Source organism: Mesorhizobium sp. M4B.F.Ca.ET.058.02.1.1 (assembly GCF_003952505.1).
In the GTDB taxonomy this organism is placed as follows: Bacteria; Pseudomonadota; Alphaproteobacteria; order Rhizobiales; family Rhizobiaceae; genus Mesorhizobium.
This window is the reverse complement of sequence record NZ_CP034450.1, coordinates 5373251-5387173: the sequence shown is the minus strand read 5'-3', so window position 1 is coordinate 5387173 and position 13923 is coordinate 5373251. Positions and strand designations below refer to the sequence as shown.

Annotated in this window: 16 protein-coding genes; 5 read left to right on the top strand and 11 right to left on the bottom strand. The window is 65.6% G+C overall.

Going from position 1 to position 13923, the window contains the following annotated elements:
* The first annotated feature begins 149 nt into the window (after positions 1-149).
* Positions 150-899, top strand: a complete 750-nt coding sequence (gene ubiG, locus EJ073_RS26180; protein WP_126058145.1) for a bifunctional 2-polyprenyl-6-hydroxyphenol methylase/3-demethylubiquinol 3-O-methyltransferase UbiG — start codon at positions 150-152, stop codon at positions 897-899.
* 28 nt (positions 900-927) lie between these two features.
* On the opposite strand, the gene EJ073_RS26175 is transcribed toward ubiG, so the two are convergent.
* On the bottom strand, positions 928-1842 hold the full coding sequence (locus EJ073_RS26175) for a DMT family transporter (RefSeq protein ID WP_126058144.1): 915 nt from the start codon (positions 1840-1842) through the stop codon (positions 928-930).
* Positions 1843-1943: 101 nt separating this feature from the next.
* On the opposite strand from EJ073_RS26175, the gene EJ073_RS26170 reads away from it, so the two are divergent.
* Positions 1944-2429: a MarR family transcriptional regulator gene (locus tag EJ073_RS26170; RefSeq protein ID WP_126058143.1), complete on the top strand. Its 486-nt coding sequence runs from the start codon at positions 1944-1946 to the stop codon at positions 2427-2429.
* A 13-nt stretch (positions 2430-2442) separates the two neighbouring features.
* Here the strand turns inward: EJ073_RS26170 and EJ073_RS26165 are convergent, their stop codons facing one another.
* From EJ073_RS26165 to EJ073_RS26150, 4 genes are all read right to left on the bottom strand, one after another.
* Positions 2443-2868 (bottom strand): DUF1178 family protein, encoded by a 426-nt coding sequence (locus EJ073_RS26165; RefSeq protein WP_126058142.1) that lies wholly within the window; start codon positions 2866-2868, stop codon positions 2443-2445.
* The gene (locus tag EJ073_RS26160) at positions 2865-3725 is read right to left on the bottom strand and encodes a carbon-nitrogen hydrolase family protein (protein ID WP_126058141.1); all 861 of its coding nucleotides are present in this window, start codon (positions 3723-3725) and stop codon (positions 2865-2867) included. The genes EJ073_RS26165 and EJ073_RS26160 overlap by 4 nt, the downstream gene beginning before the upstream one ends.
* 2 nt (positions 3726-3727) lie before the next feature.
* The gene (grxC, locus tag EJ073_RS26155) at positions 3728-3997 is read right to left on the bottom strand and encodes a glutaredoxin 3 (RefSeq protein WP_126058140.1); all 270 of its coding nucleotides are present in this window, start codon (positions 3995-3997) and stop codon (positions 3728-3730) included.
* Positions 3998-4064: 67 nt separating this feature from the next.
* On the bottom strand, positions 4065-4865 hold the full coding sequence (locus EJ073_RS26150; RefSeq protein WP_126058139.1) for a ComF family protein: 801 nt from the start codon (positions 4863-4865) through the stop codon (positions 4065-4067).
* Between the two features lie 54 nt (positions 4866-4919).
* Here EJ073_RS26150 and EJ073_RS26145 point away from each other — a divergent pair, with 54 nt between their 5' ends.
* Positions 4920-5792, top strand: a complete 873-nt coding sequence (locus tag EJ073_RS26145; RefSeq protein WP_126058138.1) for a methyltransferase domain-containing protein — start codon at positions 4920-4922, stop codon at positions 5790-5792.
* Positions 5793-5810: 18 nt separating this feature from the next.
* Here the strand turns inward: EJ073_RS26145 and EJ073_RS26140 are convergent, their stop codons facing one another.
* From EJ073_RS26140 to argJ, 5 genes are all read right to left on the bottom strand, one after another.
* On the bottom strand, positions 5811-5993 hold the full coding sequence (locus tag EJ073_RS26140) for a Flp family type IVb pilin (RefSeq protein WP_126058137.1): 183 nt from the start codon (positions 5991-5993) through the stop codon (positions 5811-5813).
* Positions 5994-6105: 112 nt separating this feature from the next.
* Positions 6106-6414, bottom strand: a complete 309-nt coding sequence (locus EJ073_RS26135) for a hypothetical protein (RefSeq protein ID WP_126058136.1) — start codon at positions 6412-6414, stop codon at positions 6106-6108.
* A 105-nt stretch (positions 6415-6519) separates the two neighbouring features.
* Positions 6520-6942: a (deoxy)nucleoside triphosphate pyrophosphohydrolase gene (locus tag EJ073_RS26130; protein WP_126058135.1), complete on the bottom strand. Its 423-nt coding sequence runs from the start codon at positions 6940-6942 to the stop codon at positions 6520-6522.
* Complete coding sequence (locus EJ073_RS26125) at positions 6939-7709, bottom strand: GNAT family N-acetyltransferase (RefSeq protein WP_245455370.1); 771 nt, start codon at positions 7707-7709, stop codon at positions 6939-6941. The genes EJ073_RS26130 and EJ073_RS26125 overlap by 4 nt, the downstream gene beginning before the upstream one ends.
* Positions 7710-7717: 8 nt before the next feature.
* A complete protein-coding gene (gene argJ, locus EJ073_RS26120) occupies positions 7718-8959 on the bottom strand; it encodes a bifunctional glutamate N-acetyltransferase/amino-acid acetyltransferase ArgJ (protein ID WP_126058134.1) in 1242 nt (413 codons plus the stop codon).
* Positions 8960-9146: 187 nt separating this feature from the next.
* Here argJ and EJ073_RS26115 point away from each other — a divergent pair, with 187 nt between their 5' ends.
* Positions 9147-9743, top strand: a complete 597-nt coding sequence (locus EJ073_RS26115; RefSeq protein ID WP_126058133.1) for a TetR/AcrR family transcriptional regulator — start codon at positions 9147-9149, stop codon at positions 9741-9743.
* 182 nt (positions 9744-9925) lie between these two features.
* On the opposite strand, the gene EJ073_RS26110 is transcribed toward EJ073_RS26115, so the two are convergent.
* On the bottom strand, positions 9926-10843 hold the full coding sequence (locus tag EJ073_RS26110; RefSeq protein ID WP_126058132.1) for a peptidylprolyl isomerase: 918 nt from the start codon (positions 10841-10843) through the stop codon (positions 9926-9928).
* A 251-nt stretch (positions 10844-11094) separates the two neighbouring features.
* Here EJ073_RS26110 and secA point away from each other — a divergent pair, with 251 nt between their 5' ends.
* Positions 11095-13827 carry a preprotein translocase subunit SecA gene (gene secA, locus EJ073_RS26105; protein WP_126058131.1) on the top strand — a complete coding sequence of 911 codons (2733 nt, stop codon included), beginning with the start codon at positions 11095-11097 and terminating at the stop codon, positions 13825-13827.
* Positions 13828-13923 lie beyond the last annotated feature (96 nt).

Sequence of the window (13923 nt, the reverse complement as noted above, 5' to 3'; positions counted from 1 at the left end):
CCGACCGACGGCCAAGCTGCCGCGACTGAAGGATGTGGCCGGCGTCACCAGATGCGCCGCCGCGCATCGGTATGGCAGCTGTCGAGAAAAGCCGCCTTGACATTCGCGGCCCGGCAACCGACTTCCTAGCGTTCGAGGAGACCCGCCCCATGTCAGAACCCCGACGGTCGACGATCGATGCCGGAGAAGTGGAACGCTTCTCCGCGCTTGCCGCTGAATGGTGGAACCCGAACGGCAAATTCAGGCCGCTGCACAAGTTCAATCCGGTCCGGCTTGCCTACATCCGCGACCAGGTGGCGGCACGCTTTGGCCGCGATCCGCGCGCGGCGCGGCCGTTCGAGGGCCTGCGTTTTCTCGACATCGGCTGCGGCGGCGGGCTTTTGTGCGAGCCGATGGCCAGGCTCGGCGCCGAAGTGGTCGGCGCCGACGCTTCCGTCACCAACATCGAGGTGGCAAAGCTGCATGCGGCCGAGGTCGGCGTCAGTGTCGACTACCGCGCCACGACGGCGGAGGACCTCGCCGACGCCGGCGAGACATTCGACGTCATCCTCAACATGGAAGTGGTGGAGCACGTCGCCGACATCGACCTGTTCGTCGCCAAATGCGGCCAGATGGTCAAGCCCGGCGGCATCATGTTCGTCGCCACCATCAACCGCACGCTGAAGGCGCTCGGCCTTGCCATCATCGGCGCCGAATATGTGCTGCGCTGGCTGCCGCGCGGCACACACCAGTTCGGCAAGTTGGTGCGGCCGGAAGAACTGGAAAAGGCGCTTGGTGCTGCCGGCCTGACCATCATCGACCGCACCGGCGTCGTCTACCATCCGCTGGCCGACCGCTGGCAGCGGTCGAAGGACATGGACGTCAACTACATGGTGCTGGCCGAAAAGGGATCGGTCTGAGCGATCTCCTCGGCATCGATCTCGGAGCTCACGCTGCCTGACCCTGCAGCCTGGCACTGGTCTGGCTCTGCGCCCTGGTGGTGATGAACACGCCAGCGGTGATGATCATCGCACCCATCCAGGTCAGCAACTGGTAGTGCTCGCCAAGGAAGATCGTGCCGGCGAACAGGCCGACAGCAGCCGCGACGTAGCCGATCTGGCTGAGATAGACCGGGCCGCCGACCGCCTGCAGGCGGAAGAAGAAGGCAAACATCGCCGAGGCCGACGCCACCTGGCCGGCGACCACCAGCGGCACGCCGCTGAGCGGGACAAATGCGCTCTTGCCCAGCAAGGCCAGAATGCCTGCCAGCAGCAGCGTGGCCGAGGCCAGATGGCTGCCGACGGCAAGCTCGATCGGACCGGTCTCTTCGGGCCAGTCGACGGTGCGGTAGATATTGCCGGCGGCGAGGCTGACCGGGATCAGCAGCCCGACCGCCACCCAGAAGAACTCGGCCGGCTGGCCGGCCTCGCCGCGCGTGACCGCTACCATCACCGCACCGACGAAGCCGACGGCGATGCCGACGACACCGAGCAGATTCGGCCGCCTGACGCCGAGTAGGATCGAGAACACCAGCGTGACGACCGGCGACAGCGTGAACATGATGCCGGTGTAACCGGCGCCGAGATGCGGAATGGCCGAGAACATCAACAAATTGGGGAAGGCATAGGACACTGCCGCGGTGATGAAGAAATAGCGCAGCCTGTGTGCCGTCAGCCGAATACGCTCGCCGCGCAAAAGAAGCGCCAGCAACAGCACGCCGCCGGCGCCGAGCGAGATGACGAAGGCCCAGACCATGGCCGGCACACCGGCCGCCGTCGCCAGCTTGCCGAACGGCAGCGTCAGGCCGAGCAGGCTGCCGGTGACGACCAGCAGGCCGGCAGCCGAGTCCCAGAGAAATTTCATCAGATGGTCCCGTAGTTCAATCGCGGCGCTTGGCCGCTATTGTGTTTTGCGATAACATAGTGCAGAGATTCTTTATGTCAAGATACTTTTCGGTGAGATAGATGGATCGGGCGGCAAGGGCGATCGAGCAGTGGCAAAGGGAACGGCCAGACCTGGACGTCTCGCCTATGGCCGTGATCGGACGGCTGAACGAAGCCGCCTCGCTGATCTCGCGCGAGCGGCTGGCGCCGCTGTTTGCCCGCTTCGGATTGCAGCAAGGCGAGTTCGACGTGCTGGCGACCCTGCGCCGGTCCGGCAAGCCCTACGCGCTGACGCCGACCGATCTCTACGAGGCGACGATGGTGACTTCCGGCGCCATGACCGCCCGCCTCGACCGGCTGGAAAAGGCCGGTTTGATCATGCGCGCGCCGCACCCCAGCGACCGGCGCGGGGTTGTCGTTGCGCTCACCGAAAAGGGCCTGGCCGTGACCGATGAGGCACTCGTCGCCCATGTCGCCAACGAACATGACATCCTCGCCGGACTGACGCGCGAGGAGCGGGAGACGCTCGCGAGATTGCTCGGGAAGCTGATCGAAAGCTTGGGCTAGCCTGGCTGGATGCTCAGTTCCGGTCGTCCGGAAAGGTCGGGATTGGCGTGAACTCGACGCCGTCCTCGGCCAGGCTCTTCGCTTCCTCCGGCGTCGCCTCGCCATAGATGCCGCGCGGATCGGTCTCGCCGAAATGGATCTTGCGCGCTTCCTCGGCGAACTTGTCGCCGACATAGTCGGCGTTCTCGCGCACCTTCTCGGCGAGCGCCTTCAACTGCGCCAATGCCTGCTTCTGCGCCTCGCCCATGGCGAGCGCGATCTTTTCCTGTTTGCGCCCGGTCGAGACGGCCGGCGCCATCAGCGCCTTGTCAACCTTGTGCGAGCCGCAGCTCGGGCAATCGACCAAGCCACGCTTCTTCTGCGTGCCGAAATCGTCATTGCTGCGGAACCACGCCTCGAATTCGTGTTCGTGCTCGCAGATCAGGGAAAAACGGATCAAGAAGCTGCACCCCTGAGACGCGGCGCCTCGCCGGCATTGACGGCGAACTCGCGCGCGTTCTTCAGATTGGGGATCTTCCTGCGCGCGGCGAGCGACTGCGCTGGATCGATCTCGGCGACGATCACGCCGGGCTCCTCATGGGCGGCTTCCGCCACGATGCGGCCCCACGGGTCGACGATCAGCGAGTGGCCAAAAGTCTCGCGGCCGTCCTCGTGCAGGCCCCCTTGCGCGGCCGCAACCACATAGGCGCCGTTCTCGATGGCGCGAGCCCGAAGCAGCACGTGCCAGTGTGCTTCGCCGGTCTGCCGGGTGAAGGCGGCGGGCACCGAAAGCACATTGGCGCCGGCCAGCGCCTCGGCGCGGAACAGCTGCGGGAAGCGCAGGTCGTAGCAGACGGCAAAGCCGAGCCTGGCACCGTCGATCTCGGCGATGACGGCCTCGGTGCCCGGCTCGTAGGCGGCGGATTCGCGCCAGCTCTCGCCATTGTCGAGGTCGACGTCGAACATGTGGATCTTGTCGTAGCTGGCGATGGTGGTGCCATCGGGCGCGAACAGCAACGCGCGGTTGGCCAGCTTGCCGTCGGCGCGCAGGATGGCGGTCGAGCCTATATGCAGGAAGATGCCGAGCTCCTTCGCCAGCTTCCGGGCGGTCGAAACGATGATGTCCTTGTCCTCTGAGGTGAAGGAAGCGGCCCGCGCCTCCTTGTCGCGCACCAGCGCGCCGGTCATCTCGGGGGTCTGCACATAGGTGGCGCCCAGGCCTGCCGCCTCGCGCACCAGACGCTCCAGATCGACCGCGTTGCGCTCGGGGCTGGTGCCCGAACGCATCTGCACCGCCGCTGCCTTGAAACCACCCATGATCAACCCCTCGAACCGTCGGCGAGCAGCGCATCGAGCCGGCCCTCGGCCTCCAGCTCGTGGAGGTCGTCGGAGCCGCCGACATGCGTGTCGCCGATGAAAATCTGCGGAAATGTAGAGCGGCCATGCGCCCGGGAAATCATTTCCTGGCGCAGTTCCGGCGAGAAGGAGGCATCGTGCTCGGTGTAGGCGACGCCCTTGCGCTCGAGCAGCCGCTTGGCCGCGGTGCAATAGCCACACATCATGCGCGTATAGATCGTCACATCAATCATCGATCAGCATTCCTGCATGTCACCTGGAAGCGCGCAGCGCTCTGGGACAACAACAACATTTGTCGTTTTATATAGTCGCGGACTCGTCGGCTCGAAAGTCCCCTGGCAAAACGCGCGCGAAGGTCAGCACGTCGACGGCGCCGGCGCCGCCCTTCTTCAGTGCCTTGGCCACCGATCTCACGGTCGCGCCGGTGGTATAGACATCGTCGACCAACAGCACCCGGCGGCCGGCGATCTCGATCTCCGCCTCGGACGGCACGCGGAAGGCGGCGCGCACATTGTCCTCGCGCTCCTGCCGCTCCAGCCCGACCTGCTGGCGGGTGAGCTTCACGCGCCTCACAACCGAAGCCGAGAAAGGCAGGCCGCTGAGGTGCGACACCGCCCTCGCCAGCTCGGCCGACTGGTTGAACTGCCGCCGGAAGAAGCGCCGCCAGTGCAACGGCACCGGCACGACGAGATCAGCCTCCGCGATCAGCTCGGCTCCGGCACGCTGCATCCAGCGCGCCATCCATGGCGCCAGATCCGTACGGTCTTGGTACTTCAGGCCCTGCACCATCTGGCGCGCGACGCCGGAATAGACGACCGCCGCCCGCGCCCGCTCGAAAGGCGGCGGATCGGCAATGGCTTCGGCGCAGAGGAAGCCCTCGCCCATGTCGTGGGTGAACGGCGTGCCCATCACCGCGCACCAGGGCCGTTCCAGCAGCCTGAGCTTCGGCCAGCAGGTGCCGCACAGCACCCCGGGCTGCGAGACATGGCGCCGGCAGCCGGCGCAGACCGGCGGAAACAGGATGCGCGCCGGCAAGGCCAATGCCCTCCGCGCGATTGTCCCGAGTTCAACGGTCTTGATCTTCGGCATTGGATCGGCCACGTGGTTTCGTCGCCGCTCCACTATATCAGAGAGCGGGAAACAGGAACCTGCCCGTTGCAGCCTATCATCGACACCTCGCTCTGGCTGGCGCGCAAGCGTCGCGCCCTGGCCCACCCCGTGGGCGGCGCCGATTTCCTGATGCGGCGGGCAGCCGATGACCTTGCCGACCGGCTCGGCGCGGTCGAGCGCAGCTTCGGCAAGGCGGCCGCGCTGTTTTGCCAGACGCCGGCGGCAGGGGATGTGCTCGCCGAAAGCGGCAAGGCGGCGGAGATAGCGCGCGTCGAAGCGGACACTGCCTTCCTCGCAGGCGCAGCCGGGCTGGTGGCGGCGCTCGAAACTGTGCCGTTCGAGGCGCAAAGCCTCGACCTTGTCGTGTCGCTGCTGTCGCTGCAGGCGATGAACGATATTCCCGGCATGCTGGCCCAGATCCGGCGGGCGCTGCGGCCCGACGGGCTTTTTCTCGGCGCCCTGGCCGGCGCCGGCACGCTTTCCGAACTGCGCGAGAGCCTGCTCGCCGCCGAGACCGAGCTCTACGGCGGCGCCAGCCCGCGCGTCATTCCCTTCACCGATGTCCGCGACGCCGGCGCGCTGCTTCAACGCGCCGGCCTGGCGCTGCCGGTCGCCGATGTCGAGACGGTTACGGTGCGTTACGACACCATGTTCGACCTGCTCGCCGATCTGAGAGCCATGGGCGAGACCAGCCCCCTCGTCGATCGCAGCCGGCGGCCCGGCACGCGGAAATTCTTCGCGCGCGCCGCCGAAATCTACGCGGAACGGTTTTCCGATCCCGACGGCCGTATCAGGGCAAGCTTCTCGCTCGTATGGATGTCCGGCTGGGCGCCCGATGCATCGCAGCAAAAGCCGCTAAAGCCCGGCACGGCCAAGGTCTCGCTGAAGACCATCCTGGAAGGTCCGCAAGACCGCTGAGCAGCGACCCCTTGGGGCTCAGTGCTGCGCGAAGGCGTTGGCCAACTTGCTGTTGTTATCGCTGAACAACCACACGATCGCATTGCCGACCTGGCCGACGCCGGCGACGATGGCGAGCGACAGGACGGTGACGATCACGCCATATTCAATGGCTGTCGCGCCCGTCTCGTCTTGAATGAACCGTTGCAGCAGCTTTTTCATGATCATCGATCCCTCTTGCCAGGAACCTTAGCGTTGACCCGTTAAGAAAGGTTAACGGCAAAAGCTTAACAGGCAGTGAAATAGGTCGGTTCTGGAAAAATCGTTAACCATGTCAGCAGTCGCCGCTGCGCGTGCCGTCGCTGCGGATCACGCAGATCGAGCTGGGCAGGGGCTGCAGCACGCTGCGGCGCAGCGTATAGGTGTCGCGATGGCCGATCGAACCGGTGCTCATCGTGTCGACGCCGGCAATGCCATCGCGGGCCGGGCGCGTGTGGCTGTCGAGGAAAGGCGCGGCGATCAGGGCCAGCGCCACCGCGGCGGAACCGAACAGCAGCGTGATGCGCAACACGCCCATGCCCGCATCGGCGGCGCGAAAGCCGCGGTCCGGCCGGATTGACTCCCAGTCTTTGTCCAGGCTCATGCAATCGCTCCCCACGCGTGTAGGCCGAGACCAGCCTCGCCGCAATTTTTCATATCGAGATAAATCATCCATTAACGCTGGCTAAACCAGCGCCGAATTCCCCGACTACAGGAGATCGATGAGGAACTGGATCAGCGGCGCGTCGGCCGGCGGCATCGGATAGTCGCGCATCTGGCGTGGCCGCACCCATTTCAGCGCCTGCCCCTCCCTCGGCTGCGCAATCCCGCGGAAGCGGCGGCAGACGAAAAGCGGCATCAACAGGTGAAAGTGATCATAGCTATGGCTGGCGAAGGTCAGCGGTGCGAGGCAAGGGATCTCGGTCTCGATGCCGAGCTCCTCATGTAGTTCCCGGATCAGGCACTCTTCCGGTGTTTCGCCTGGCTCGACCTTGCCGCCTGGGAATTCCCACAAGCCAGCGAGCTGCTTTCCCTCGGGGCGCTGCGCCAGCAGCACGCGCCCGTCGGCGTCGACCAGCGCGCAGGCCGCGACCAGAAGCAGGCGCTTGCCGGCTGGCTTGAGCTCGCTCATGCGCCGGGCGGCCGGCGATAGTGGTAGCGGTAGACTTCCTCGAAGCCCATCGATCGGTACAGCGACAGCGCCGGCGCGTTGCTGGCCTCCACCTGCAGCCAGGCTTCCCGCGCGCCGCGCAGCCGCGCCCACTTCAACGCCGACAGGATGAGGTTTCGGCCGTGGCCCCTGTTGCGCGCCGCCTTGTCGGTGGCGACTTCGAACAGGCCGGCGAGATCGCCGTCGTGGACGCAGATCAGCGTCGCCAGTGGCTCGCTGCCATCCTCGAGCGCGAACAGCCCGGCCTCCGGCTGGATGGCGCCGATGATCTCCGACAGGCCCGGCCTCAGCGACACGTCCGAGCCACTCACCTTGAGCAGCGCGCCGATGAAGCGGCTGATGTCCTTCAGCGGGATTTGGTCCATGGCGGGATCGAGCTGGGCATCGGCGAGCGGCAGGCGCATCACCAGCGATTCGTCGAAGCTGCTCCAGCCTTCACTGTCGAGATGCTTTGACAGGACAGGGCCCGACAGTGGCGATATGCGAAAGGTCAGCGGCCTGCCATATGCTTCGAAGCGCCGGCTGGCGCGGCCGATGCGCTCGGCAATGTGCTGGGTGTCGCCGGGATCGAGCGGATTGACCGAGTTCAGCCGCTTGGCCGCGTGGCCGGCCGTCAGCCGCACCACCCATGTGCCATCATAGTGGACGGCGGCGGCGGGCCAGGCGCGGAACCCGGCAGCCTCGTAGCGGCGCACCGTCGCGAGCACGCTTGCCGGATGTCTGGACATCAACGTCGTCAGCTCCTGTAGTCGCCATTGATGGCGACATATTCCTTGGTCAGGTCGCAGGTCCACACCGTCGCCTTGCCGCGGCCGATGCCGATGTCGGCGCGGATGCGGATGTCGTCACGCTTCATGTAGGCCGAGGTCGCTTCCTCGGAATAGGCCGGATCGCGCTCGCCCTCATGCGCCAGCCTGTTGTCGCCGAACCAGATCGACAGAAGGTCGCGGTCGGCGGGCTCGCCGGCCTTGCCGACCGCCATGACGACACGCCCCCAATTGGCGTCCTCTCCGGCGACGGCCGTCTTGACCAGCGGCGAATTGGCGATCGACAGCGCGATGCGCTTGGCCGAACGGGCCGATTTGGCGCCGGTGACGGTGACTTCGACCTGCTTGCGCGCACCCTCGCCGTCGCGCACAACCTGCAGCGCCAGCGTTTTCAGTATTTTGCCGAGCGCGCGGCGGAACGCGCCGAGCCGAGCGTCCTTCGCGTCGGTGATTGCCGGCGCACCGCGCCTGGCCGCGGCACCCGTGGCGAACAAGAGCAGCGTGTCGCTGGTCGAGGTATCGCTGTCAACGGTCACCGCGTTGAAGGTCTTGGTCGTGCCGCGCGACAACAGATCCTGCAGCACCGGTGCGGCGATCGGCGCGTCGGTGGCGATAAAGGAGAGCATCGTCGCCATGTCTGGCGCGATCATGCCGGCGCCCTTGGCAATGCCGTTGATGGTTACGTCGGCGTCGCCGAGCTTCACCGTCGCCGTCGCCACCTTCGGATAGGTGTCCGTGGTCATGATGGCCTTGGCGGCCTCGGTCCACAGATCGGGCTTGCCATCATTGACCAGCCCGGCGAGCAGATGGCTGAACCTGGCTGTGTCGAGCGGCTCGCCGATGACGCCGGTGGAGGCCAGGAACACTTCGCTCGTGGCGCATCCGGCCGCCTTGGCCGCCGCCTCGCCGGTCAGCGCGGTGGAAGCGCGGCCCTTCTTGCCGGTGAAGGCATTGGCGTTGCCGGAATTGACGACCAGCACGCGCGCCTTGCCGGCGCCCAGGTTCTGCCGGCAGAAATCGACTGGCGCCGACGGACATTTCGACTTGGTGAACACGCCGGCGACGGCGGTGCCCGGATCGAAGACCATGGCCAGAAGGTCGGTGCGGTTCTTGTACTTGATCCCCGCCTCGGCGGTGGCGATGCGCACGCCTTCGATGGCGGGCATTTTCGGATATTTCTTCGGCGCGAGCGGCGAAATCGTTGCGGACATGGGGACCTCGGGCGGCGGAAATCGCAAAGGGAAGGCCGGTTTGCCCGATACGGCGCGCCGACGCAAGGGGCGTCCTGGCCGTGCCTTCCAAGCTGGACCGCGGGCACGCAACCCGGAACGGGGCGTTTCGTTTGCACAGGCAACCCAATATGATTGGTGACGGACTCACCGGCCAAGGAGGATCAGGATGAGCATGACTCCCGGCCCCGGGCGCAAATCGATCGGCGCCAAGCGCAATCCCGAGAGCGCCGACGCCATTCTCGACGCCGCCGAGGCGGTGCTGGCGGAGGCCGGCTATTCAGGCTTTTCGATCGAGGCGGTGGCGCGCCGGGCGCGGGCCGGCAAGCCGACCATCTATCGCTGGTGGCCAAGCAAGGCCGCCCTGCTGCTCGACGTCTACCAGCGGCAGAAGCGGGTCAACGTCCCCGACACCGGCCGTCTGGAGGACGACCTAGTCGGCTTCCTGAAGAACCTGTTCGCGCACTGGCGCCTTACATCGTCGGGCAATGTGTTCAGATCGCTAATCGCCGAGGCGCAGTCGGATAGCCAGGCTGCCGCCGCCCTTGCCGGCTACGCGGCCGGACGCCGCGCCCACACCGGCCAGTTGATCGTGCGCGCCAAGGCGCGCGGCGAGGTCGCGCCCGACGTCGATGCCGAGATCGTCGCCGACCTGATCGCCTCCTATGCCTGGCGGCATCTGTTGACCAACCGTCTCGACGAGGACGAGGCCAGATTGCGCGCCGCCGTCCACTATCTGATTTCGGGCATTTCCAGCACTCGTTGACGGCTGGCTATGGCTGTCTGCCGCGGCAATTCCAGGAAAAGTGCGAAGCGGCGTTCCGTCCGGAATTGCGTCAAAACAAAGAGATAGAGCGGTTCAGCGTTTCCAGGAAAAGGTGAAACGCTCTGCGTGAAACAAAAAAGGGCGCCGGTCGGCGCCCTTTTCATGACTTCCATCTCGCCGGCTTACTTGCCGCTTTCGATCGTCTCGACCGCCTTCTTCAGGTTGGCGTCGGGAATCTCGACCTTGGCGTCGGCGCGCAGTTGCTTCACCAGCGCGAAATACTTGTCGCGGATGACCGCCTGCTTGGCCTGATCCTTGACCTCCTCGAAGGCAGGCGGCTGCTTGGCCCGCTTGTCCTCGAGCTTGATGACGTGCCAGCCGAACTGCGACTGCACCGGCTCCTTGGTGTATTTGCCCACTTCGAGCGCGAACGCTGCCTTGTCGAACTCCGGCACCATCTGTCCCGGTCCGAACCAGCCGAGATCGCCGCCATTGGACTTGCCGCTCGGATCGCTGGTGTGCTCGTTGGCAAGCTTCTGGAAGTCGGCGCCGCCGTCGAGCTGCTTGATGATCGCCTCGGCCTCTTCCTTGGTCTTCACGAGGATGTGACGGGCATGCACCTCGTTGACCGGTGGTGTGTTGGCGATCTCCTGGTCGTAGCGGGCGCGAATCTCGGCGTCGGTCACCTTGGCGACGACGCCCTTCTCGACCATCTCGCCATGCAGCGCCCGCTGCTGCAGGAAGGCCATGCGGCGTTGGAAGTCGGCATCCTTGTCGAGGCCGGTGGCGACCGCCTGGGCGGCCATGACACGGATCTCTATGGCCGCCGAAAGGGCGGCAGCGCGGCGCTGTTCCGGCGGCAGCTGCTGGAACTGCTGCGACAGCTCGCCTTCCGCAAGCCCAAGGTCCGCCTCGGTCAGCGGCTGGCCGTTGATCGTCGCGACCACGGTGTTCGGATCGACCGGCTTGGCGGCTGCGGCCGGGGCAGCCGGCTGGGCCGGGGCGGCTTCCTGCGCCATCACCGGCGACAGCGAAAGAGCCGACAGTCCGAATGCCAGGCCAAGGCTGGCGAGCGACGCGCGGCGGAACAATAAGGTCATCAAGATTAACTCCGGTGGGGATTGCTTGGGCTGAATGGCTTCAGATCGGCCAGATCGTGGCGGAATTTGGCGCGGTCCGCAGGACCAGCGCGGCGTTGACATCGTTTGAGCCCCCTCTTATCTGTCCAACGACTTTGCGTCCAGAACCGTTTTCCGGACGCTTTTTGCGTTTGTCCGCGTTTCACGCGGATTTGATGGGGCCGCCCGGTGCCTGTCGCAACGAATAAGAATGCTATCGAAAGGGCCATTGGATGGTCAGTCTCGGCGGTCTCGCCCGTAAGGTTTTCGGCTCCTCCAACGATCGCCGGGTGAAGGCGACCCGGCCGCGGGTCGAGGCCATCAACGCAATGGAAAACGAGATGCGGGCGCTTTCCGACGCCGAGCTGCGCGGCCGCACGGAAAAGTTCCGCCAGGATATCGCCAACGGCGCCTCGCTCGATGATCTCCTGATCCCGGCCTTCGCCACCGTGCGCGAGGCCGCGCGCCGCGTGCTCGGCCTGCGTCCCTTCGACGTGCAGCTGATCGGCGGCATGGTGCTGCACAATGGCGGCATCGCCGAGATGCGCACCGGTGAAGGCAAGACCCTGGTCGGCACGCTGCCCGTCTATCTCAATGCGCTCGCCGGCAAGGGCGTCCACGTCGTCACCGTCAACGACTACCTCGCCACCCGCGACTCCGAATGGATGGGTCGCATCTACAAGTTCCTCGGCCTCACCGTCGGCGTCATCGTCCACGGCCTCTCCGACGAGGAGCGTCGCACCGCCTACGCCGCCGACGTCACCTACGCCACCAACAACGAGCTCGGCTTCGACTATCTGCGCGACAACATGAAATATGAGCGCGCGCAGATGGTGCAGCGCGGTCACAGCTACGCCATTGTCGACGAAGTCGATTCCATCCTGGTCGACGAGGCGCGCACGCCGCTGATCATCTCCGGTCCGCTCGAGGACCGTTCGGAGATGTACAACACCATCGACGCCTTCATGCTCAAGCTCGACCCGGCCGACTACGAGATCGACGAGAAGCAGAAGACCTCGATCTTCACCGAGGAAGGCACCGAGAAGCTCGAGAACATGCTGCGCGACGCAGGCCTTCTGAAGGGCGAGTCGCTTTACGACGTCGAGAACGTCGCCATCGTCCACCATGTCAACAATGCGCTCAAGGCGCATCGGCTGTTCCAGCGCGACAAGGACTATATCGTTCGCAACGGCGAGATCGTCATCATCGACGAATTCACCGGCCGCATGATGCCCGGCCGCCGCTATTCGGAAGGCCTGCACCAGGCGCTCGAGGCCAAGGAGCACGTGGCGATCCAGCCTGAGAACCAGACGCTGGCCTCCGTCACCTTCCAGAATTATTTCCGCCTCTACGACAAGCTCGCCGGCATGACCGGCACGGCGCTGACCGAGGCCGAGGAGTTCGCCAACATCTACAATCTCGAGGTCACCGAGATCCCGACCAACCTGCCGGTCGTGCGCAAGGATGAGGACGACGAGGTCTACCGGACCGTCGACGAGAAGTACAAGGCGATCGTCAGGGAGATCAAGGACGCGCGCGACAAGGGCCAGCCGATCCTGGTCGGCACCACTTCGATCGAGAAATCCGAGCAACTGGCCGAGCGCCTGCGCAAGGACGGCTTCAAGCATTTCGAAGTGCTGAATGCCCGCCACCACGAGCGCGAGGCCGCCATTGTCGCCCAGGCCGGCAAGCCGGGCGCCATCACCATCGCTACCAACATGGCCGGCCGCGGCACCGACATCCAGCTCGGCGGCAACGCCGAGATGCGCATCGCCGAAGAACTCGGTGACCTGCCGGAAGGTCCGGAGCGCGAAGCCAAGGAAAAGGCAATCCGCGACGACGTCGCCCGCCTGAAGGAAAAGGCGCTCGCCGCCGGCGGTCTCTACGTGCTCGCCACCGAGCGCCATGAATCGCGCCGCATCGACAATCAGCTGCGCGGCCGCTCCGGCCGCCAGGGCGACCCCGGCCGCTCGAAGTTCTTCCTGTCGCTGCAGGACGACCTGATGCGCATCTTCGGATCCGAGCGCATGGACGGCATGCTGCAGAAGCTCGGCCTCAAGGAAGACGAGGCGATCATCCATCCCTGGATCAACAAGGCGCTGGAAAAGGCGCAGAAGAAGGTCGAGGCGCGCAACTTCGACATCCGCAAGAACCTGTTGAAGTATGACGACGTCTCCAATGACCAGCGCAAGGTGGTGTTCGAGCAGCGCATCGAGCTTATGGACGGCGAAGGCCTGTCGGAGACGGTCGCCGAGATGCGCGACGGCGTCATCGAAGAGATCGTCGCCAAGAACATTCCCGAAAATGCCTATGCCGAGCAGTGGAATGTCGCCGGGCTCAAGGCCGAGGTGGCCGAATTCCTCAACCTCGACCTGCCGGTCGAGGAGTGGGCCAAGGAAGAAGGCATCGCCGAGGACGACATCCGCGAGCGCATCACCGCAGCCGCGGAGGCCGCAGCCAAGGAACGCGCCGAGCGTTTCGGCCCCGACGTGATGAGCTATGTCGAACGCTCGGTAGTGCTGCAGACCCTGGACCACCTCTGGCGCGAGCACATCGTCAATCTCGACCATCTGCGCTCGGTCGTCGGCTTCCGCGGCTATGCCCAGCGCGATCCGCTGCAGGAATACAAGGGCGAGGCCTTCGAGCTGTTCCAGGGCATGCTCGGCAATCTGCGCCAGGCTGTCACCGCGCAGCTGATGCGCGTTGAGCTGGTCCGCCAGGCCGCTGAAGCGCCGCCGCCCGAGGCCCCCGACATGTTCGGCAGCCACATCGACGGCACCACCGGCGAGGACGACTTCCAGGGCGGCGAGACGGCGCTCCTGGTGCGCCAGGAATCCAATGCGATCGTCGCGCCGGAGAACCGCGATCCGCGGAACCCGGCGACCTGGGGCAAGATCGGCCGCAACGAGGCCTGCCCCTGCGGCTCCGGCAAGAAATACAAGCACTGCCACGGCGCGTTTGCTTGAGCGACACCTCTTCCTTCTCGCCGTTCACGGCGAGAAGGTGGCTCGAACGGCCGGATGAGGGGCGGCGCCGGCGTTTGAGGCCTGCCATCTCCTCAG